The sequence below is a fragment of the Xanthomonas citri pv. citri genome (assembly GCF_000961215.1).
Classification (GTDB): domain Bacteria; phylum Pseudomonadota; class Gammaproteobacteria; order Xanthomonadales; family Xanthomonadaceae; genus Xanthomonas; species Xanthomonas cissicola.
Map to the genome: position 1 here is coordinate 4,656,455 of NZ_CP008998.1, position 21,875 is coordinate 4,678,329.

Consider the following 21,875-nt stretch of genomic DNA (forward strand, 5'->3'; position numbering starts at 1 on the left):
GATTCTACGGCGACGACGCGGCGGTCGCCCACGTCGCCAGACCGTCCAGTACCAGGGCCGCGCGGAACGTGGCATCGGGCAGCAGCGGCAGCAACGGCGGCGCGCCACCGCCATGCACCAGCAGCCGTACCGGAACGCCCAGGCTGCGTTGGGCGTGCTGCAGGCTGCGCTCGATCAGCGCCACCGCCGCGCCATCGCAGCCGGAGGTCAAGGCATCGTCGGTGTCGATGGCCAGCTCGACGTAATCGCCGCCGCTGGCCGGCAGTTGCACCGCGCGCGCATGCAGTGCTTCGCGCATGGTGGTGGGCGAGGCGGCGATGCGGCCGCCGTGATGCAGGCCATCGGCGCCGAGCACGTCGATGGTCAATGCGGTGCCCACGCCGGCCACCAGCACCGGCGCGTCGCCACGCGCACCCAGCAACGCCAGGAAGCGATCCACGCCGAAGCGGCTCGGGTCGGCATAGGCGATGCGGATGCCGGCGCATTCGGCGGTGGTCCGCACGATGCGCACCTGCGTAAAGCGCTCCTGCAGGCAGGCGATCATGCGTTGCGTCAATGCCGGCGCGGCCACGCTGGCGACATACGCAATACGCCCGGATGGCAGCGCCGCCAGCGCCGCCGCGTCCATCGCCTCGGCGCCATGCGCCCATGCCTGCACTTGGCCGGCACGGTTGCCGTGCAGCGGCGCGTACTTGAAGCGCGAATTTCCCAGGTCGAACAACCACTCGCTCATGCAGGTCTCACGCTCACTTCTCCGGAGTGGAACAGGCGCACCGTCTCGCCCAGCTGCACCCGCAACGCACCATCGGCCGCCAGGCCGAGCGCGACTCCAGTATGTCGGTTGCCGGCTTCTTCGACCTGCACCGCTCGCCCGCTCAAGACATCCAGGTCTGCATAGCGTCCCAGAAACGGCGCCAGCCCCTGCGCCTCGAACAGGTCCAGTGCCGGCAGCAACCCGGACAGCACCGCTGCCGTCACCCGGTCGCGCGACACCGGGCTGCCAGCCAGGGTATCCAGGTCGACCCACGGCTGGTCGATGCTGGCCGCTGCGCTCGCCGGCATGTGTACGTTCAAGCCCAGCCCGATCACTGCACGCGCGTTGCCGGCCATCTCGCCGCCGCCTTCGATCAACAGGCCGCCCAGCTTGCGCTGCCGCGCCAGCAGATCGTTGGGCCACTTCAGCCCGACATCGGCGAACCCGCAACCGCGCAAGGCTTCGGCCACTGCCACACCCACAGCCAAGCTCAGGCCTGCGAGTTGGCCCAGCCCGCCATTGAAACGGCGCGACGCCGACAGATAAATGTGCGCGCCCAGCGGCGAGGTCCATTGACGGCCGCGCCGGCCGCGGCCGCCGGTCTGGCGCTCCGCCAGCAGCACCGCCACACCCTGTTCGGGCGCCGGCTGCGCCAGCAAGGTGGTGTTGGTGGAGTCCAGCGTCCAGGCCACATCCAGTGCCGCCAGCCCAGCTGCCGCACCGGGTGCCATGCCTGCACGGATGCGCGTCGCGTCCAGCAGATCCAACGGCGTGGCCAGGCGGTACCCGTCACCAGCCCGTCCCTCGATGTCGACGCCGGCCGCTCGCAGATTCTGGATGCGCTTCCACACCGCCGCGCGGGTCAGCCCCGCATCGCGCGCCAACGCATCGCCAGACAGCCGGCCACCGGCAAGTTTGGCCAGCAATGTACGGTCATCCACGGCTGCGGCGGGCGATGGGGCGTGACGTGGCGACGTCGCGGGCTGCAGCACCCGGAAGCAATGCCTGCGCTGCGCAGCCGGTGTGCCGCCGGGGCAACGCGCGTGACGCAGCATCGACGGGCCAGACCAGGCGTGCGGTCGGCTCTGCGACCGACAGCACCGAGCATGCACCCTGCGACTGACCGATGCGCGCGCCAGACCCATCTCCCGCAGCGCCTGCGCCGTACCGCCGGCCACCGGCGCGTTTCATCTCACAGTGCATTGCGCGCGAAGTCCCCGAATCCATCCGCCAAAGTATGCGCCAAGCCCTCCCGGGCGCCCAGCGCGGCTTGCGTGAGGAAGTGAAAAGCGCGTTATGATCGGCGACTCACGCCGCTTGCCCTGGATGTGGACGATGCGCCGAATCACGGTTTGCCTGCTGCTGTTGTTGGCTCCGCTTGCCGCCCTGGCATCGGACGAGCTGATCGACGGCGATCATGACAGCTGCATCAGCACCAACTCGGCCGCACGCGGCAGAACACCGGCGCCCGAGGCGGCACCGGCGCGCAACAGCCCGCACAAAGCCACGCCGTCCACTGGCGGCGGCGGCAGCGATGGCGATTCGTTGTTCCCGCGCATGCGCACGATGCCGCGCTGGCACAGTTTCCTGCCGGGCATGTTCCGCTGATCCAGTGGTTGACGCGCCGGCTGCGCCGGCCGCCCCCCGACATTGCTGATGCGCTGTGGCAGCCGCTATGCGGCAGTTGCGCCTGGGTCGCCGCGCTCGATCCGCCCCGCCAGCACCGTCTGCGCGCATTGACCGCGCAGTTCCTGCAGCAAAAGACCATTTCGCCCGTCGACGGGTTGCAGCTGCAACCGAACGATCAACTCGTGCTGGCCGCGACCTGCTGCCTGCCGCTGCTGGAAATCGGCGCCGCCGGCTGGCGCGGCTGGTCGCAGCTGATCGTGTATCCGGATGCGTTCCGCGTGCAGCGCACCCACATGGATGCGGCCGGGGTGATGCATGCCTGGGACGACACCCTGATCGGCGAAGCCTGGGAGCAAGGTCCGTTGATCGTCAGCTGGGCCGATGTGCAAGCCGACCTGGACGACCCGCAGGCAGGCTTCAACGTGATCGTGCATGAGATGGCGCACAAGCTCGATGCACTGGATGGCGCGCTCGACGGCACGCCGCCCCTGCCGCGCGATGCGCAACGCGCCTGGGCGCGCGATTTCCAGCACGCCTACGATCTGTTTTGCCAACGCGTCGATGCCGGTCAAGACACCGAGATCGATCCCTATGCCGCCGAAGCCCCGGAGGAATTCTTCGCAGTGGTCAGCGAATATCACTTCTCCGCACCGCACGTGCTTTTGCGCAGCATGCCGCAGGTCGCCCTGCACCTGGAACGGTTTTACGGGCGCTCGCCGTTTGCAGATTCAGTGCAACGGTGATATGCCGCGTCGCGGAGCGGCGAGCGATATCGCCGTTGGCAGAGGCAACCTGCAGCCGTCGCTTGAAGCAGATGCCGCAGGATCGACGCAAACCCGCGGTCGACATCACGCACATGGCCTCGCCTGTGCGATCGTTCACCAAGCAGATTCACACCAATCCAAGATCGCGTGGCTTGGCACCCGGGAACACCCGATCCAACTGCGCTGGCGACAGCCCCCACAGACGGCTGAGCATCCCGCTGAACAGGCTGCGGTAATTGTTGAGCACTGGGTAATCGCGATTCTGCAGCAGCTGCGCCTGTTCGACCGCCAGCTGTTCGCCAGCGATGCGACCGCCGCGCAAGCCACCTCCCAGCACCCAGTACGTGGTGCCGTGCCCGTGATCGGTGCCCTTGCTGCCGTTCTCGCGGAAGGTGCGGCCGAATTCGGAGATGACGACCACCACGGTGTCGTTCCAGGCCGGGCCCAACGCATCGGCATAGGCAGCCAGCCCTTCGCCGAGATTGCGCAGGTTGTTGGCCAGGCCACCTTCCACGCTACCCTGGTTGGCATGCGTGTCCCAGCCACCGACATCGACGAAGCCCAGGCGATAGCGCTCGCGCATCAAGGTGGCCATGCGCCGGGTTTCATCGGCGAAGGTGCGTGCACTGGCGGCGCCACGGCCGGCCTGCTCCATCTCTTCGCGCAACTGCGCGGTGACCTGCTGACGCAGCGCCAAGCCCTCGCGCGCAGCGGCCGCCAGCGGCGTACTGTCGTACATCTGCGACAGGATCTGTGCCTGCCGCGCATCCAGCCCGCCTTTGCCGATACTCCGCAACGACACATTGGGTAAATCGCCACCACCCTGGAACGTCAGCGGCAACGAATCGGTGAACGCGATGGCCGGCACGCCACTGAGCACCCCCGACAGGCGCGCCATGAACCCGGAGCGGTAATCGCGGTGCTTGCCGGCCTGGCCGGATTCGATATCGTCCTGGGTTTCGAAGTGACTGCGCGACAGGTCGTCGGTGCCGGCAAACGGCACGAAGGCCACTTGCTTGCGTTCCCATAGTGGCAGCAGCGTCTCGCGCATCACCGGGTTGAGACCCCACTGCGCGTTCAGCGCTACAGCACTGTTTGGATTGGCCGGATCCGGCCGCGCAATGGCCAGGCTCGGCCGCGACTGATAATAAAAATCGCTGCCATGCGGCACCAGCAGATTATTGCTGTCGTAGCCGCCACGCAGAAACACCACCAGCATGCGTGCGCTATCGCGTGGCGCAGCGAACAGACGACCGGCCCACGGCATGCTTGCAGCGGCTGCAGAGGCAAGCAGAAATTGACGTCGTTGCATGGTGTACTCCCGCGGCATTGACCGCCTGGCATTGATTAAATCGCTGGATCGGTTGTTTTTATTCTGCGAACGTGAATCGTGGGCCTTGAATCGGCGAATCCGAATCGGCGCCATGCCCTCAGCGATAGTTGAAGTCTGGCGACGACAGCAAAAACCCATTCCATTCGGCAGGCGAGCGCGCCTGATCCAGCGCCTGCCGTGTGGCAGCCGACAGCGATGGCGCCAACCAGCGGTACGACGGGCGCGTCTCGATCTGCACCAGCGCAGGAATCGGCGTCTGGTTGTCGCCCTCCAGACGAAACAACTGCTTCGGTCCGCCGCCGATCGAACGCGCCACCTCGAACCTGCGTGCCAACTGCCCGGAACTGGTCCAGGCCTGCGATTGCAACGACCAACCATCGGGCGTGATGCGACCAAACAACGGTTCACCCAGCTGCTGCACCCAACTGGCCATTGGCGCGGCATTGATCACCGGTTGCTCCTCGTACGCCACCCGCATCGCCGACACCACGAAGCGGTTCGGGTCCTTGAACTTGCGCGGTTGCGCCTGCGCGAACTCCGGCGACGCCAGCATGGTCTGCATGACCTTGGCGATATCGCCATCGCTGTGCTGGAAGGTATTGGCCATGCGCGTCACCAGCGCAGTGGGCGGCGTGTCGCTGACGAAGTACTCGGCCAGGCGCTGCGAAATGAAATGCGCACAGGCCGGCTGGCGCACCAACAGCTGCACGGCGCGTTCGATCTCATCCAGCCCACCGCCGACAATGCGCTGGCCAAGCAGCATCTTGTCGCCGGGTTGGTGACGCGCCGGATTGAATTCGAACAGACCCTTGCGCACGACCTGCGCCTGCCCTGGCGCTGCGGGCGCCAACGGCGGTGCGCCGGTGGCCTTGATCGGTACCAGGCCCGCGCCGGTGAGGATCAGCGCCAGTTGCTGCACATCCTGCTGGCTGTAGCCCCCGTGCACGCCCAGCGTGTGCAGTTCCATCAACTCGCGTGCGTAGTTTTCGTTGACCTTGCCCTTGGCGTTCTTGGCGTTGTCCAGGTACTCCAGCATTGCCGGGCTTTCCAGCGTGGCCATCACCAGGTCGGCGAACTTGCCGGTGGCATTGGGGCGGATCGCGTTTTCCATGTAGTCGGCCGCCATCCACTTCACCCGGGCCTTGTCGGCATACACGCTGAAATGATTGAGCCAGAACCACACCAGTTGCTCGCGCAGTTGATCCGGCGCGTACACCGCGCGCAACAGTTGCGCCTGCCGCGCCTGCACCAGCATCTGACCACCGCGCGCCTGCCACTGCTTGCGCAAGGCAACCTTCTCATCGCCATCGGGCATGGACTGCAGGCGAACCTTGTCGGCTTCGTACTGGGTCAGCAGATCCACCAGCGGGGTATGCAGCGCGTCGAAGCGCTGCAGCTGCGCGCGTACCGGCGCGGGCAACGCAGCGTCGTCGCTGGGCTGCAACAACAGCGCACCAAAGCGCTTGGGGCCCAGCCGTGTCAGCTGGGTCGCGCTGCTGGCATCAACACCATAGGTGGCCCGCTGCAGCCAGCGCATCTGCGATGGTGTCAGCGGCGCTTGCGCAGCCGTGCAAGTGAGCGCGTACAGGCTGCCGATCAACAGCGGCAGCACCCGCCATCCTCGCGTGTGTTGCGCGCGCGCGACGCGCGCGTGCACCCACACGGCCTTGCCAGCTTGCTCGAACATGCAGCCCCTCCATCGCAACGGCTTGCCACCCAGTATGGGTAAGCCAACGCGTGAGGCGTTAAACGGTTGTCGGAACGCCAGCGCACATTGGCCACGGGTTCATCGGCCCTGCGGCGGTCACAGTCCCGGCGGCAGGGTCACATCGAAGCGGGCGCCGCCCAGTTCCTGCGAGCGCACCACCTGCAGCTCGCCGCGATAGCCCTTGATCAGGTCCTGCACGATCGACATGCCGATGCCGTGCCCTTGCACGCGCTCGTCGCCACGCACGCCGCGCTGCAGGATCTTGGCCACGTCTTCCGGCGCGATGCCGGGGCCGTCGTCTTCCACCGACAGAATCAGGCCGGCACGACGGCTACCGGTGGTGGGCCCCGGTTTCGCGGTCAGCAGCACGCGGCTGCGCGCCCACTTGAAGCCGTTTTCCAGCAGGTTGCCGAGCAGTTCCTGCAAATCGCCCGGCTCGCCATGAAAGCGGGCCTCGGGGGAAATATCGAATTCGCACAAGACGCCTTTGACCGAATACACCTTCTCAAGACCACGCACGATTTCTTCGGCGGTCGACTCGATCGGCAATGGTGCCGCGAACAATTTGTGCCCACTGGAAGCCGCACGTGCCAGCTGATACGACACCAGGTCGTTCATGCGGCGCAGCTGCACATCCATTTCTTCGTGCAGATCGCGCTCGGACGCACCGCTATCGAGTTGTGTGCGCAAGACGGCGATGGGCGTCTTGAGGCTATGCGCAAGATCGGCCAGCGTATTGCGCTGACGCTCCAGGTTGTCGCGTTCGCTCTCGATGAAGGCATTGATGCTGTCGGTCAGCGGCTCCAGTTCGCGCGGATGCTGCTCGCTCATGCGCTGGATCTCGCCGCGCTGCACCTTCGTCAACTCGTTGATGACCCGCCGCAGCGGACGCAGGCTCCATTGCAGAATGAAGGCTTGCAATACCAGCAACACCACACCGGCGCTGCCAAGGTAGAACCACACCGCACCACGGAACACGCGCAGTTGCGCGCCCATCGAGCGCGCGTCCTCCATCACGTAGATGGTGTACGGAATCTCGCCGCCGTGTTCGCGTTCGACATAGCTCACGCCCAGCCCGTAGCGATACAGCTGGCCCAGGCTGCCGTCGATCTGGGTCATTTCCAGCGGGCCGATGAATTCTTCCTGGCGCGGCTCCAGCATGCGGCCATGCGGAATGTTCGGGCCTTCGGCCGACATCGAGGTCCAGCTTTCGTCCGGACGCACCACTTCCACATACAGGCCGCCACCAGGCACATCGAAACGCGGGTCGGGCGGTTGCCCGCCGATATACAGCGACCCGTCGCGCACGAAATCGATATTGGCCGCATACGCGGAGGCGTAGTTCTTCAACCGCTCGCGCAGGTTCTTCTCGGCGGTGTCGGCAAACGCCACATCCAGCGCGTAACCCGCCAGCGCCAGGAAGGCCACCAGACTGAGGCTGGCGGCCAGCAGCTGGCGGGCCTGCAATGAGCGCGGCCGCCAGCGTCTATACCACTTGGAGCGGCCCGGCACTTGGTCTTCCTGCTCGTTGACGCGCTGACTCAGCCTTCGGTACGCGGAATGGCGAAGCGATAACCGCGGCCACGCACGGTTTCGATCGGCTTGAGTTCACCATCGGGATCGAGTTTCTTGCGCAGGCGACCGATGAACACTTCCAGCACGTTCGAATCGCGGTCGAAGTCCTGTTGGTAGATGTGCTCGGTGAGATCGGCCTTGGAGACCAGTTCGCCGGCATGCATCATCAGGTATTCGAGCACCTTGTACTCGTAACTGGTCAGATCGACGTTGGCGCCGTTGACGCTCACCGTCTGCGCCGCCAGGTCCAGCGCGACCGGGCCACATTCCAGCGTGGGCTTGCTCCAGCCGGCAGCACGCCGAAGCAGCGCATTGACGCGCGCCAGCAACTCTTCGACGTGGAACGGCTTGACCAGATAATCGTCGGCGCCCTGCTTGAGGCCCTCGACCTTGTCCTGCCAGCTCGAGCGCGCGGTCAGGATCAGCACCGGAAACTTCTTGCCTTCATCGCGCAAGGCCTTGATCAGCTCCATCCCCGACATCTTGGGCAAGCCAAGGTCGATGATGCCGACATCGAATGGCACTTCACGGCCCATGTAGAGGCCTTCTTCGCCGTCCTGTGCAGCGTCGACCGCAAAGCCTTCGCGCTTCAGACGCGCCGCAAGGGTTTCGCGCAGCGGAGCTTCGTCTTCGACCAAAAGGATACGCATGCACTCTCCCTAGTTACGTTGTCGGCCAGTGGCCGGGGAATTTATAAGACTGAACGAAGAACTATCTACGTTCAGTGGTTATCGTCGCGTGGTGGCGCGTCGGGGGGCGGCAAGTTGCGCGCAGGCGCGGCCTGCGTCTGCTCCGGCTCATACACGGTGTGCACGCGCCCGTCTTTCATGTACTTGACCCGATTGAGATTGCCGCCATCGAACGGCACACGCTCGGCACCCAGAATCTGTCCACCGGTAGACCGTTGCACATGCCGAATGGTGTCCGACAGTGTGCGGCTATTGCCGCGCGCCGAAGGCGGCAATGCCTCGCGCCCGCTCTGCACCATCGGATAGCCCTGGCCCCAGGCCGACGGCGCGGCCATGGCAACCCAGAGGGCGACCAGAGCGACTTGGCGAGCGCGGCAGAGCGATTGGGTCACAAACAGATCCTAGCGGGTTGTTCAGGAACATTCAAAATTCGTGAAATCGACCAGGCACAATTGAAGGTCGAGCATCGGAATCGAGGCAAATTCTTGATTTTTCGGGGTGAATCCGATCTGAACTTTTTAGCTTCACGTTAACGGCGTTCAGTGAAATGAATACCGATCAGATCCGCACGCACGACCAGCGCGCGTTGTTGCGGACGCGCCTGCCGCAGAAGCGACCGGAAATACTCGGATATGCCGGCAGCCTGTTCAGGAATGCAAGCGGTGGGCCAAAGTCAGGCAACGACTCGCCAGGACCGCGTATCGGTGCGCTCCAATGCCTGCTCGACCAATTCCCAGCCGGCACCCGGACGATGGGCGCCCTCGCTCAGGACCTGCCGGAACGCCCTGCCTCCAGGCTGGCCGTGGAACAGGCCCAGCACGTGCCGGGTCATGTGCTTCAAGCCCAGACCCTGTGCCAGCTGTGATTCCACATACGGCTGATAGGCGCGCAGCAAGGACTCACGCGGTTGCTCGGGCCGCTGGTTCAAGGCTGCATCCAGACAGTGCAGGACGTACGGATCGTGGTAGGCGGCGCGGCCGAGCATGACGCCGTCGGCGTGCTGCAGATGCGCTATCGCCGGCTCGACGGCCACAATGCCGCCGTTGAGCACGACCGGCAGACCGGGCCGCTCCTGCTTGAGCCGGTAGGCCCAGTCGTACCGCAGCGGCGGCACTTCGCGATTTTCCTTCGGCGACAAGCCCTTGAGCCAGGCATTACGGGCGTGCACCACCACCATGGCGGCGCCGGCCGCGACCACCTGGTCGACAAAGCGGGCGAACAGCGCGTAGTCGTCATCGTCGTCCACGCCCAGGCGGCACTTGACCGTGATCGGCAAGTGGGTGGCCGCGCACATGGCCGCAACGCACTCGGCCACCAGCGCCGGCTCACGCATCAGGCAGGCGCCAAAACGCCCGGCCTGCACGCGGTCGGACGGGCAACCGCAATTGAGATTGATCTCATCAAAGCCCCATTCCTGCGCGATTGCCGCCGCCTGCGCGAGCAAGGCAGGATCGCTGCCGCCCAGTTGCAGCGCCAGCGGATGTTCCACCGGATCGAAGCCGATCAAGCGCGCGCGATCGCCGTGGATCACCGCGTTGGCGTGCACCATCTCGGTGTAGAGGCGTGCCGACGGCGCCAACAGGCGGTGGAAGACCCGGCAATGGCGGTCGGTCCAATCCATCATCGGGGCAACGGACAGGCGCAGGGAGGCGGCGTAACGATCGGTGGAAGCGGTCATCGACGAGGTAGCCGCAGCAAGCGGCCATGGGAATGCGAAGCAGGATCAACAGCTTACACGGGCCCCGATGAATCTGCGGCAGTGCGGCATGGGATGCGGGAACGCCTGCGCTTCGGCCTGGCTGCAAGGTCGCTTGTTCGCGTGCCGGATGATCTAGGAGGACCGGTTGGTCGAACCCGACCGTTAGACGCAATGCAAATGCCGCTGGTGATGCATGGGCGGCCAGCATCACGGCTACGTTCGACCGTCGGAAGCGATGAACACCGACATTGGCACTGTCGTGGTTTTCCCTCGCTCGCCGAGGACCGGCGGGAGCGGAGGCATCGCCGCAGGATACGCGGTGCCTGTATGCGTTCGCTCTGCGGAGCGAACGCGTTGCATCGTCAGTGACGAGCGGAGCTTTCTCGGTCCAGTGCCGCCATCACTGCTGCGTCCGGACGGAAGCGAAATTTACGGGTTACGGACACCGACACGCTCTTCGGCGCTCAGCGGCTTGCCCAGCGCATGGTAGGAGGCAATCAGCGTGATCAGGGCCGTGCCCATGACCGTGTAGAAGCTCCACGACTTGGCCAGCACGTGTACCTGGCCGAACACCAGCGCAACGACGGCGGTGGCAGTGCACAGCACCATGGCCAGCAGCGACATCAGGAAAGGGATGGAGGGATCGAGCTTCATGGTCCGGGGGTTCCAAGGTGCGATGCGATAGCTGCAGCATCGGCGTTCCCGGCGCTTTCTTGAACTGTTTTCTGCGGTTTTTCCCAGGCGATTCAAATCAAGTCAGCAAGCACTCAGTTTTCTGTCAAAGCCTTGGCGCACAAGGGTTTGCGCGTCAGAAAAATCCTGACGAAATGGCGAAAAATCACCACCACCGTCAGAGATCCAGCGCGGCCGTGGCGGAAAACCGACGGCGCTGCCAGGAGCGGTTTGGCGCTACCAGACAGTGGCTCGGAGTGCTGCGATGGATGCGGCGATGCCCCTCGACGGCGTCGACGTGGCAGGTGCAGCAAGAGCTGGAGGATGCGCAGCGACCAGATAGGCGGCGCGTCATGCACCCCCAGCCGTGGCGTGCTTCGCCAGAGCCGAGACGCGTTGCGACGAGCGCGCGTGCCTACTACCTGCCGCACAGCAGCCGTTGGCTACGAGCAGCCGCCCGCTGCTTCTAGCAGGTAAAGCGCAACCACATAGGCGCATCGCGGCCGATACGACACGCTGTGGGCAGCAGGCCTGGCAGGCAAGACTGGCGCGCTCAGCGCGCCGGCGTGGTGGCGAATTCGCCGCGCTGCAGCTTGGTCACATCGTTGCCCTGCCCGTCCTTGAGGCTGAGGTCCGCTCCCTTGGCGGCGAGGTCCTTGAGCACGTCGGTGCGTTGGAACAATGCCGCATACATCGCAGCGGTCTGGCCGGCGTTGTTGCGCTGGTCCGGCGCGCAATCGGCCTGCATCAAGCGCTTGGCGATCCCCAGCTCGCCCTTGAAGATGGCGCCCATCAGTGCGGTGTTGCCGCGCTTGTCCTGCGCGCAGGGGTCGGCGCCGGCGCTCAGCAACTGCTCCACCGCTGGCCGCTGACCGTGGTACGCGGCCAGGATCAAGGCGGTATAGCCCTTCTCGTCGCGGGTATTGAGGTCGTAATGCGAGCGAATGAACTCGGCCAGCATGTCCTGGCGGCCCTCACGCGCGGCGTCGAAGAAATACTCGCGCAGCTGCAGCTTGATCTGCTCAGGCGTGGCGGTGGCCGTCGCGCTGGCAGCGGATGCGGATGCGGATGCGGGTGCAGGTGACGCAGCGTTGGCAATCGCAGACACGCTGCCAAGCATCAGAAACAACAGGGTGCGCATAGGGATCTCCCAAAAAAAAAGACGACATCGCGGCGCAGCCGCGATGTCGTCGGGGCGGATCAGTCCTGCAGGCTGGAGGCCAGCTGCTTGACCCGTGCCAGGTCGCCCTTGGCCACGCGGGTGACGCCGGTGCCGTACTCGGGGTCGGCCTTGTACAGGAACGACAGCATCAGGTGCTTGCTTTCGGTATCGGTGGCGGCCAGCGACTCGCCGAAGCTCTGCACCAGGTCGGCACGGTCCTTCTTGCTGTAGGAACGATACAACTCGCCGGCCTGCTTGAAGTTCTGTTCGCGGGTGATCTTGGCCTGCTGGGTCGTACCCGACAGCGGCAGCTCGCTGTAGCGCGCAGCGGTGTCCTGCGGACGCGGCTCCAGGCGGCTCGGCTCGTAGTTCACGCCACTAGTGGTCTGACCGATGTTGCCCTGCCCATCCTGGTTGCCGTTGTTGACCGCCACACGCGGGCGATTGACCGGCAGGCTCAGCCCATTGGCACCGATGCGATACAGCTGCGTATCGGCGTACGAGAAAATACGGCCCTGCAACAGACGGTCTTCAGACGGCTCGATACCCGGCACCAGATTGGCCGGCGCCAAGGCCACCTGCTCGGTTTCCTGGAAGAAGTTGTCGACGTTCTTGTTCAACACCATCTGGCCGACCTTCTGCTCCGGCACGTCCGGCCAGATCTTGGTGGCGTCGAGCGGGTCGAAATCGAACTTGGCCAGGTCCTCCGGCTTGAGCACCTGCACGTACAAATCCCATTTCGGGTAATCGCCCTTCTTGATCGCACCGACCAGATCGTTGGTCAGGTGGCTGTAGTCCTTGGCCTGCACCGCAGCGACCTGCTTGGGATCGAGGTTCTTGATGCCCTGCAGCGTCTTCCAGTGGAACTTGACGTAGTGCACTTCGCCCTGCGCGTTGACCAGCTTGTAGGCATGTACGCCATTCCCGTCCATGAAGCGGTAGCCAGCGGGCGTGCCTTCATTGGAATACAGCAGGGTCAGCGTGCGCGTGGCTTCGGGCACGTGCGAGAAGAAATCGAAGCGACGCGAATCGTCATCCAGATTGGTGCGCGGATCCGGCTTGAACGCATGCACCATGTCGGGGAACTTGATCGCATCGCGAATGAAGAACGTGGGGAAGTTGTTGCCGACCAGATCCCAGTTGCCTTCGCTGGTGTAGAACTTGGTGGCGAAGCCATGCGGATCGCGCAGCGTCTCCGGCGAGTGGTTGCCATGCACCACCGACGAAAAACGGAGTTTTTTCGCCGGCGCTGAATACCTTGGCCTTGGTCAGATTGGAGAGATCGGCAGTGGCGGTGAACTCACCTTTGACGCCAGTGCCGCGTGCATGCACTACGCGCTCGGGAATGCGCTCGCGATCGAAACGCTGCAGCTTCTGTATCAGCTGCACGTCCTGCAGCAGCGTCGGGCCGGTGGCACCGGCTGTCTGCGAATTCTGGTTATCGCCGACCTTGGCGCCATTGTCGCGGGTCAGAACGGATTGGGCGAAGACCGGCGGAGCGATCAACGTCGGGGCTAGCAGGGCTAGCACCATGAGGTGTCCAGGGCGCATGGCGTCGGCTCGTTTGAGGAGGCTGAATCATCGCCAGCAGGCCGAAGCGTGAGAAGTCGTTAGTTATGATCGCTTCGATAGGGGAACATGATGATGACCGCGTTGCGTGATATGCATCGCCAAACCCGCGAGCGGCGCATAGCAAATAACCGCGAGCGCTATGTGCGTCATTGCGTTTTTAGCGCGACCTTGATTCCAATCGCGCGCAGCCAATGTTGCGCTGCAAGGGTCGTGCGCAGTGTGGATGGTGCGAGTGGCCTATTGCGCATCGCGCGTATGCCGATGTGGTGCGACTGGCCATCTCCCCGTTTAGCTGCACAACGCGGCACCGGCTTGCATCGTGCAACACCCAAAACGGCGCGCTACATCCGTATCGGCATCGCCAGGCGATCTTCAACGCCCGATCACCCGCTTGAACGGCGGCAAGGCATCGATGATGCGTTTGCCGTAGCGACGGGTGAGCAGGCGCGAGTCGAGAATGATCACGCGGCCGTGGTCGCTGGAGCTGCGGATCAGGCGGCCGGCGAATTGGGTGAGCGTGCGCAACGCATGCGGGATGGCGATCAGGTTGAAGGCGTTATGGCCGCGGCTTTCCAGCCATTCGCTCAAGGTGGAGGTTTGCGGATCGGTGGGCACGGCGAACGGCACCTGGGTGATGACCACGGTGGTGCAGGCTTCGCCGGGCAGGTCCAATCCTTCGCCGAAGGAATTGAGGCCGAACAACACCGAGCCTTCGCCAGCGCCGATGCGGCGCAGATGTTCGGTGATCAGTTGCGACTTGTTGCCCTCGCCCTGCACCAGCACGCGGTTGCGCTGCGCCAGCGGCATCAGGTCGGCCACCTTTTCCATCTTCCAGCGCGAAGTGAACAGCACGATGCTGCCCTTGGCGTTCCAATCCAGTTCGCGTACGAGATACTTGGCCACTTCCTTGGGATGGCCTTCACGGTCATCGGGAGTCACCGGAAAATTGGGGACGATCAATTCGGCCTGGTTGGGTAGGTCGAACGGCGAGGCCAGCGATGCCATTTCGGCGTGATCGGGCAAGCCGTTGTCGATGGCGAAGGATTGGAAATCGCCGCCACCGGTCAGCGTGGCCGAGGTCATCACCACCGAATCCACCTCGTTCCAGATCATCGTGCGCAGCACCTGCGCGGCCGACACCGGCGAGCAATGGCAGATCAGGTCGCCATCGCGCGAGAGGGTGATCCAGCGCGCCATCGGCGGCTGACCTTCCTTGTCCTCGCGGCGCCACCCGCTCCACAGATTGTGTTGTTGCTCGGCCATTTCCAGCGCCAGGCCGAGGCTGCGCTGCAGCCGTTCGCGCGCGGAATCGTCCTGTTTTCCCTTGGCAATGGCGCTGTGTGCGGCATGCACCCAGTTGAACAGCGCGCGGGTTTCTTCGCCGAGCTCTTCGATGGCAGGGCCCCATTGCGGCGGCAACTTGCCATTGGCCGCGCGCCACAGCGGATCGCGCTCGCCGGGCTCCGGCTTCCACACGCGTTCGACCTCGGCGTGGAAGGCCTTGAGCAGTTTGGACACGCGCGCAGCCACCTCGATGGCTTCGTTGGGCAGCAAGTTGCCCAGCTTGTCCTTGTCCACTGCGCGATAAGCGGCCGCGATGAGGATCTGCATGCGCCCGGTGCGCCTGGCCATGTCGTCCAGCGGCAGGTTGGCTGCGCCCTGATCGATCGCTACGCCGGCGATGTGGTGGCCTTCGTCGAGCACCAGCAGCATGTCCGCTGGCGGGGCGATGAGTGGCTGGCCGTTTTCGGCATCGCCCAGCGACAGCGACGACAACAGCAAGGCATGGTTGGTGACCACGATCTGCGCTTCGCGCACATCGGTGCGTGCCCTGAGCACCGGACATTGCGCTGCGTAGCTGCAGCGGCGCCCCGCACAGCCGGACGCCGGCGTGGTGATGCGCATGCGCAGCGGCACGGAGATCTGTTCTGGCGCATCGTCCAGATCGCCATTCCAGGTGCGGGCGGCGTAGGCCTTGGCCAACCGTTTGGCCAGATCCGCATCGACCGGGCTGAGCGGGCGGTCGTAGAGCGCCTGCTCGTCTTCGAACATGGCGTTCTGACTGGTGTCGCCTTCCAGCTCGGCGGCATTGCGGGTGCACAGGTAGCGCGTGCGGCCCTTGGCCAACGCCACGGTGGCATCCAGCCCGGTGGCCTTGAGGAAGGCCGGGATGTCGCGTTCCACCAGCTGCGATTGCAGCGCAACGGTGCCGGTGCTGATGACCAGTTTTTTCTTGGTGGCCAACGCGATCGGCACGCCGGCGGTGAGATAGCCCAGGCTCTTGCCCACGCCGGTGGGCGCCTCGGCGATGCCGATGCCGCCAGAGGTGGCCAGTGCACGCGAGACCAGGCCGATCATCTGGCTCTGTGCGCGCCGCGTGGCGAAGCCCGGCGTATTGGCCTGCAGCTTGGCGTAGGCGTCGCGGATGCTGGCCTTGATCGGGTCGGTCAGGCTGCGCTGGGTGGGAACGGGCGCCGACGGCGCGGCCGGAGGGGCGACTTCACTCATCGCGCTATTTTCGCACGGACCGGCGCAGCGACTGCGACCGGCGCGCCGCACGGCTGAACAGGTTGCCTGCTTGCAGCGGCGACCCGGCGAGTCCCGTGCCGGTGCGACTGCTGCGCGGCCAAGGCATGGTTCGATTCCCCGATGGTTGCCTGCCAGCAGCGGCCGCCTGCAGGCACTCGCCGCCGGGGTAACCCGGAAGGCGGCGCAGTGAATGCCGATGCAGGCAACGCCGCTGTCTTTAAAGCGTAGGCAGTATCAATGCGCGCTCAGTTCCGCCGCCCGCGCGCCGGCCACGCATAGCGCGCCCACACCAAGCCGATGGCCGCCATCGCAATACCCATCAGCAACATGCCGGTGCCCACGCCGTTCGGGCCGAAGCGTTCGTACAACAGGCCACCGCGATTGACTGCCGCCAGTGCCTGCGGGTGCAGCAGCGTCCACACGCCCTGCCCGACGCAGACCAGCCCAACGATCACCAGCAAGATGGCTTTGAGCGGAATCACGGGCGCGGACCCGTGCCAGCGGGCAAACGCTGCAGGCTGGCCGCCAGCGTCCACACCAGCACGCCAATGCCAACGGCCTGTATGGCCATCAGCACGAAGTGGGCGACGCCGACCACCATGCTGATCTGGCGCACGTTGCCTTGCTGCAGCAACACCATCGGAATCGCCTGGACGGCCACCTCGGCGAACAGGCAGCCCAGCAGCAGCCAGAGCGCGGCCAGCCCGGCGCGCCGCAGCGGGCTATGGGGTGCGCGCCACACCAGGACCAGCCCGAGCAGCAGCGCAATCAACATCGGCACACGCGACAGCAGGCTGGTGACCAGGGTCAGGAGGATCGCGGTGGCATCGGCGCTGCCCACGTCAGTCGGCACTGATCAGCACGGCCTCGCGCGCGCGCAGCGCGGCGTAGACCGGGTCGGTATCCGGGCGCACGCCATGCCACAGCGCGAAGCTCTCGGCGGCCTGCTCCACCAGCATGCCCAGCCCGTCGATGGCGTACCGGCATTGCGCCGCACGCGCCCAGGCAAGGAACGCAATCGCGGTATCGCCGTAATTCAGATCGACCGCGGCAGTCAGGCTGTTGACCAGGCCCAGTGGCAATGCGAACGCGCCGGCATCGCGGTCGCGGCCGGCGGCAGTGGCATTGACGATCAGTTCGAAATCGCCGAGCTCGCGCAGGTCCTCGATGTAACGCGACGTCACCCGCGCCGGCTCGCCCAGCGCATCGCACAAGGCATCGGCGCGCTCGGGCGAGCGGTTCACCACCACCATTGCGGTGATGCCCGCCTCCAGCAGCGCCGGCGCCACGCCGCGAGCAGCGCCGCCGGCGCCCAGCAGCAGCACGCGGCGGCCACGCAGATCCAGGCCCTGGCGCTCGGTGAGGTCGCGCACCAGGCCGGCGCCGTCGGTGTTGTCGCCCTGCCACTGGCCGTCGTTACGCACCAACGTGTTCACCGCCCCGGCCAGCCGCGCGCGATCGCTCAGGCTGCTGGCCAGCGCATAGGCGGCTTCCTTCAACGGCAGGGTGACGTTCGCGCCTTTGCCGCCTTCATCGGCGAAGCGTTGCAGCGCGGCGCTGAAGTCTTCCAGCGACGCGTCGATGGCGGTGTAGTCCAGCGCAATGCCGGTCTGCTTCCCGAAGTCGGCATGGATGGCCGGCGACAGCGAATGGGCGACGGGGTGACCGAATACGGCATAACGGGAGACGGGCATGAAACGCTCTCTGGTTGACTAGACTGTGCGCGACTTAGAGCCGCTCTTGAGGCAGGAACACCGCATGCACTATCGATGGACGCTGCTCACGCTGGCGGCAAGTTTACTCTGCGTCCCGTCCGCTTCGGGGCTTGCTGAATTCGGCATCGAGGGCATGGGTGTGGTCTCCACGCCGGCCAACGAGGCACGCGCCACGCTCAGCCCGGACGGACAGCGCATCGTTTGGGCCAGCGACCGGACCGGTGGCACCGGCGGCTGGGATCTGTGGCAGGCGCAGCTGCGCGGCGGGCGCTGGCAGGACGCGCAGCCGCTGCCGATCAATACCGCGCAGGACGAGACCACCCCATTGTTCAGTGCCGACGGCCGCTGGCTGCTGTTCGCCTCCACCCGGCCAGGCGGCGCGGGCGGCAGCGACCTGTACCGTGCACCGGTGGATGCGCAAGGCGCCGTCGGCCCGGTGCAATCGCTGGGCGCAGCGATCGACAGCGCCGGCAACGAGCGCGCACCGACGCTGTCGCTGGACGGCACACGCCTGCTGTTCGCCAGCGACGGGCATGGCGGTGCTGGCGGCATGGATCTATTCGTCGCGCACTGGGATGGGCAGGCGTTCACTGCGCCGGTGGCCTTGGTCGACATCAACAGCGCAGCCGACGAGCTGGACGCCGCCTGGCTCGGCGACGGGCGCGCGCTGGTATGGGCGCGCGGGAAGACCGATGACCCCAGCCAGTTGCTGCTGGCCATCTGCAAGGACGGGCATTTTGTACAGGGCTCGCCGCTGCCGCTGTCGTTCAACGGGCCGCAGGAGCGCACTTTCGGCGCGGTCGTGGATACGGCCAAGCCCGGCGAATTGCTGGTGACCGGCAGTGCTCGCGCGCCGCGCGCAGGGCAGTTGGACATTTACCGGATGAAGGCACCGGCAGCCGATGGCGATGCGAGTTGCCGTTGAGGTGGATGGGTGCATCGGTCAGATCGAGAAGATGTTATCTGGGCATTCGCCGCAGAGCTGCTGATCGCCTCCGATGAGGTGACTAGCAAGCCGTGCGACGCGAAGTCCTCATTCTTCAATAAACAACCAGCGAACTGACTGGCGTGGTGCTCTCCCACGCTTGCGGCACCGTTGGCGGCATGGATGCCGCCATTGAGCCTCAGGAATGGGTTCATGGCGTGTCCCGCGAGCGACGAGGACACCGCACGCTCGACCGGCGAGGATTTATTGATGCGTCCAACAGGTCGTAAACCGATACAACGCTGCACCAATGCCATGCAAACGTAGAACGCTCGCCACCCGAAGTGGGCGCGTATCCGTCGTCCACGGTGATCTGCGGTTCTACACTCTGCGCACCCGCACAGTGCTCACTCGCCAGGTTCTGCTAGCCGATGTAAAGCGGGGCTGGTGCCGTCATCGCCGCGCTCAGTACACATCGCGTCGATAACGCCCCGCCGCGGTCAATGAGTCCAGACGCGTGTCGCCGAGTACTTCGCGCAATGCCGCATCGACCTCGCGCGCCATGCTGTCCAGACTGCCGCAGACGTAAATCACCGCACCTCGGTCGATCCAGTGTCGCAACGTGTCGCCGGCGTCGCGCAAGTGATGCTGCACGTAGCGTTTTTGTGGTTGATCGCGCGAAAACACCCATTCCAGCTGCTGTAGATGCCCACTCGCCTGCCAGACCTGCAGCTCGTCGGCGAACAGGCGGTCGTGCGCCGCATGCCGTTCGCCAAACAACAACCAGTGCCCATGCACGCCGGCCAACTCGGCCTCGCGTAGCAGCGCGCGCAGGCCCGCAATGCCGGTGCCGTTACCGATCAAGACCATCGGCATCGTTTCGAGCCGATGGAACCCGGGATTGGTGCGCAACCGTGCGCGCACCGGCGCGCCGATCGCCGCGTGGCAGATCAACCAGCCCGAACCCAGACCGGGACTGCCATCGGCACGCGCCGTCAGCCGCACCACCACCATCGCAGTGGCGTCAGCCGGTACGCTGGCGAGCGAATAATCGCGTGTGGGCAGCCAGGCGCATGCGTCCAGCCAGGTTTGCGGATCAGGGCGATGGGCAAGCGGCATCGCGGGCGGCTCGGGCAGTACGCGCTCGGCGGCAGCCTGCTGCAATGGCAGCAGCTGCGCATCCACATGCACCAGTGCGTCCGGCGCCAGGCCCCATGCCGCCAGACAGGTGCGCACCTGCGCCTGGGCATGCGCAGGCTGCACTTCGAGGATGTCGCCGGCCTGCCACTGCGCATCGGCGGGTGGCTGCAGATCGATACGCCAGATCGGCGCCCCCTGGCTGCCCGGATTCAGATGCGTGCGCGAGGACAGGGTCCATTCGGTCAATCTGGGGCGTGCCAGCGGCGCCACGTTCATGGGTGCACCGGCGATCTGGCCCAGCTGCGCATGCCAGTGCGCCAGCGCCTGCGGGTCGACGTTGTCCAGTTCCACCGCAGGAAACAGGGCGCGTGCACCTTGCGCATCCAGCCACTGTTCGACACGCCGCGAGAACCCGCAGAACTGCGCGTATTGGCGGTCTCCCAGCGCCAGCACCGCGTAGGCCAGGTGCGGCAATTCCAGGCGTTGCCGCAGCAGCCCACGCTCGAAACCGCGTGCCGCATCCGGGGGTTCGCCATCGCCAAACGTGCTGATCACAAACAACGCATGCCCGGTGCGTTGCAGTGCCTGTGCATCCAGCTGCGCCAGCGAGCGCACCTGCACCGGCAAGCCGGCAGCCTGCAGATGCCCGGCGGCCTGCCACGCCAGGCGCTCGGCAAAACCGCTCTGGCTGGCAAACGCAATCAACCATGGTGCCGCCTGCGAGGCCGGTGCTGCGCCTTGCAACACCTTGCGCGCCGCGCGCAGCGCACGTTTTTTGCGGCGCCGATCCAGATATAGCATCCAGCCGGTGACGAAGAACACCGACATGCCCAGGCTGGCCAGCATCACCACGATGCGCCCGGGCAACCCGAAGAAACTGCCCGAATGCAGCGGGAACATGCTCACCGCCAATTGCTGCCCGCGCGGCAGCAGCGCGTAGTCCTGGCGCTGCAGCAGTGCTCCGCTGTCCGGCGCGATATCAAGACTGTTGTAGGCGCGATCGTGAGCCGGATTGTCGGGCAAGAACCGCACATTCAACGGCTGCCCGGCGCGCGTGGGAATGCGCAGATCCAGGGCGGCGCTGCGCGTGGCGGGAATGCCATCGAGCGTGCGCTGCACGCGTGCAAGATCGACGGTGGCCGGGCGGCTATCGCCTTTGTCGCCACGTATCGCAGGCGGGCCGCCGAGCAAGGCCACCATGCCATCGCGATACCAGGGGTAGGACCAGGTCAGCCCGGTCAGCGCGACCAGCAAATACACCAGCAAGCACCAGGTGCCGAACACCGCATGCAGGCTCCACAAAAAACTGCGCCCCTGCCGTCGCCATTCCACCACCCACCAGGTGCGCGGGCTCCACCACCGTCGCGGCCAGCGCAGATATAGCCCCGATGCGCAGAAGAACAGCAAGATGAGGGCGCCCGCACCGGTGACCGCCTGCCCGCGTTTGCCGGCCGTCAGGTTGCGGTGCAGGTCTTCGATGAAGGCAAACGCTGTACTCAGCCGCGGCGGCGCGACCCGCTCACCCGTGTAGGGGTCGAAGTACACCCGGCCCGCGCCCTTGCCGGAAAGACGCGCGGCAGACGGGCGCGCACCGGTGGGGTCGATCAACAGGCGCGTCACCGCCTGTTTTTGCCCCGCACCGGCTGGCGCCAGATCGAGCCGTTGCAGCAGCACATCCACCGGCAAGGCCCGCTCGCCCGCCGCATGCCGCTGCGCCAGTTGCGCAATGGCCGGATTGGCCATGCGCACGATCTCGTTTTCGAACGACATCGCCGCGCCGGTCAACCCCATCACCGACAGCACCAGCCCGGCAGTGATGCCGAGCAGCCAATGCAGCTGGAACAGGAGCGTCTTGATCAAGACCTGGCCACGAAACAGGACGGCCGGCCATTGTAGATGAGAATGAGTCTCGCATCCGATCTGCATCGATGCCGATGGCGGCCCGCGTCCCGCTGCACGCCACGCACCGGAAACGGTCCGTCTTGTCGGATGCGTTCTGCCTCGCCGTC

The 21,875-nt window shown here is 65.5% G+C and carries 18 protein-coding genes and 1 pseudogene; 3 read left to right on the plus strand and 16 right to left on the minus strand.

Annotation, left to right across the window (positions count from 1 at the left end; translation table 11 throughout):
* Positions 1–4: 4 nt before the first annotated feature.
* Positions 5–733, minus strand: a complete 729-nt coding sequence (locus AMD14_RS20545) for a type III pantothenate kinase (RefSeq protein WP_003486621.1) — start codon at positions 731–733, stop codon at positions 5–7.
* Positions 730–1,746 carry a bifunctional biotin--[acetyl-CoA-carboxylase] ligase/biotin operon repressor BirA gene (birA, locus tag AMD14_RS20550; protein WP_171843849.1) on the minus strand — a complete coding sequence of 339 codons (1,017 nt, stop codon included), beginning with the start codon at positions 1,744–1,746 and terminating at the stop codon, positions 730–732. Before birA ends, AMD14_RS20545 begins: the two co-directional genes overlap by 4 nt.
* A 304-nt stretch (positions 1,747–2,050) precedes the next feature.
* On the opposite strand from birA, the gene AMD14_RS20555 reads away from it, so the two are divergent.
* Together AMD14_RS20555 and AMD14_RS20560 are read left to right on the plus strand one after the other, a co-directional pair.
* Positions 2,051–2,362 carry a hypothetical protein gene (locus AMD14_RS20555; RefSeq protein WP_015463706.1) on the plus strand — a complete coding sequence of 104 codons (312 nt, stop codon included), beginning with the start codon at positions 2,051–2,053 and terminating at the stop codon, positions 2,360–2,362.
* An 8-nt stretch (positions 2,363–2,370) separates the two neighbouring features.
* Complete coding sequence (locus tag AMD14_RS20560; RefSeq protein WP_003486629.1) at positions 2,371–3,126, plus strand: M90 family metallopeptidase; 756 nt, start codon at positions 2,371–2,373, stop codon at positions 3,124–3,126.
* Positions 3,127–3,274: 148 nt separating this feature from the next.
* Here AMD14_RS20560 and AMD14_RS20565 read toward each other — a convergent pair whose 3' ends face one another.
* The 13 genes and pseudogenes from AMD14_RS20565 to aroE form a co-directional block, all read right to left on the minus strand.
* Positions 3,275–4,459, minus strand: a complete 1,185-nt coding sequence (locus AMD14_RS20565; RefSeq protein WP_015471458.1) for a DUF1501 domain-containing protein — start codon at positions 4,457–4,459, stop codon at positions 3,275–3,277.
* 118 nt (positions 4,460–4,577) lie between these two features.
* Positions 4,578–6,167 (minus strand): DUF1800 domain-containing protein, encoded by a 1,590-nt coding sequence (locus AMD14_RS20570; protein WP_015463707.1) that lies wholly within the window; start codon positions 6,165–6,167, stop codon positions 4,578–4,580.
* A gap of 117 nt (positions 6,168–6,284) precedes the next feature.
* Positions 6,285–7,655, minus strand: coding sequence for an ATP-binding protein (locus AMD14_RS20575; protein ID WP_003489823.1), 1,371 nt, complete (start codon positions 7,653–7,655; stop codon positions 6,285–6,287).
* Positions 7,656–7,729: 74 nt separating this feature from the next.
* Complete coding sequence (locus AMD14_RS20580) at positions 7,730–8,413, minus strand: response regulator transcription factor (protein WP_002808458.1); 684 nt, start codon at positions 8,411–8,413, stop codon at positions 7,730–7,732.
* Positions 8,414–8,484: 71 nt separating this feature from the next.
* Positions 8,485–8,850, minus strand: coding sequence for a hypothetical protein (locus tag AMD14_RS20585; RefSeq protein WP_026006955.1), 366 nt, complete (start codon positions 8,848–8,850; stop codon positions 8,485–8,487).
* 275 nt (positions 8,851–9,125) lie between these two features.
* Positions 9,126–10,130, minus strand: coding sequence for a tRNA dihydrouridine(20/20a) synthase DusA (gene dusA / locus AMD14_RS20590; RefSeq protein WP_011052680.1), 1,005 nt, complete (start codon positions 10,128–10,130; stop codon positions 9,126–9,128).
* A 450-nt stretch (positions 10,131–10,580) separates the two neighbouring features.
* A complete protein-coding gene (locus AMD14_RS20595) occupies positions 10,581–10,805 on the minus strand; it encodes a hypothetical protein (protein ID WP_003489833.1) in 225 nt (74 codons plus the stop codon).
* Between the two features lie 571 nt (positions 10,806–11,376).
* The gene (locus tag AMD14_RS20600) at positions 11,377–11,964 is read right to left on the minus strand and encodes an ankyrin repeat domain-containing protein (RefSeq protein ID WP_011052683.1); all 588 of its coding nucleotides are present in this window, start codon (positions 11,962–11,964) and stop codon (positions 11,377–11,379) included.
* Positions 11,965–12,023: 59 nt separating this feature from the next.
* A pseudogene (gene katB, locus AMD14_RS20605) lies at positions 12,024–13,518 on the minus strand (catalase KatB).
* Positions 13,519–13,929: 411 nt separating this feature from the next.
* A complete protein-coding gene (gene dinG, locus AMD14_RS20610) occupies positions 13,930–16,065 on the minus strand; it encodes an ATP-dependent DNA helicase DinG (protein ID WP_003489836.1) in 2,136 nt (711 codons plus the stop codon).
* A 266-nt stretch (positions 16,066–16,331) separates the two neighbouring features.
* Positions 16,332–16,568 carry a hypothetical protein gene (locus AMD14_RS20615; RefSeq protein ID WP_011052686.1) on the minus strand — a complete coding sequence of 79 codons (237 nt, stop codon included), beginning with the start codon at positions 16,566–16,568 and terminating at the stop codon, positions 16,332–16,334.
* Positions 16,565–16,939 carry a hypothetical protein gene (locus tag AMD14_RS20620; protein ID WP_015471456.1) on the minus strand — a complete coding sequence of 125 codons (375 nt, stop codon included), beginning with the start codon at positions 16,937–16,939 and terminating at the stop codon, positions 16,565–16,567. The genes AMD14_RS20615 and AMD14_RS20620 overlap by 4 nt, the downstream gene beginning before the upstream one ends.
* Complete coding sequence (gene aroE / locus AMD14_RS20625; protein WP_003489839.1) at positions 16,929–17,780, minus strand: shikimate dehydrogenase; 852 nt, start codon at positions 17,778–17,780, stop codon at positions 16,929–16,931. Before aroE ends, AMD14_RS20620 begins: the two co-directional genes overlap by 11 nt.
* Before the next feature lie 64 nt (positions 17,781–17,844).
* On the opposite strand from aroE, the gene AMD14_RS20630 reads away from it, so the two are divergent.
* On the plus strand, positions 17,845–18,726 hold the full coding sequence (locus tag AMD14_RS20630; RefSeq protein ID WP_011052687.1) for a TolB family protein: 882 nt from the start codon (positions 17,845–17,847) through the stop codon (positions 18,724–18,726).
* A gap of 465 nt (positions 18,727–19,191) precedes the next feature.
* On the opposite strand, the gene AMD14_RS20635 is transcribed toward AMD14_RS20630, so the two are convergent.
* Complete coding sequence (locus tag AMD14_RS20635; RefSeq protein WP_011052688.1) at positions 19,192–21,726, minus strand: PepSY domain-containing protein; 2,535 nt, start codon at positions 21,724–21,726, stop codon at positions 19,192–19,194.
* Between the last annotated feature and the right edge of the window lie 149 nt (positions 21,727–21,875).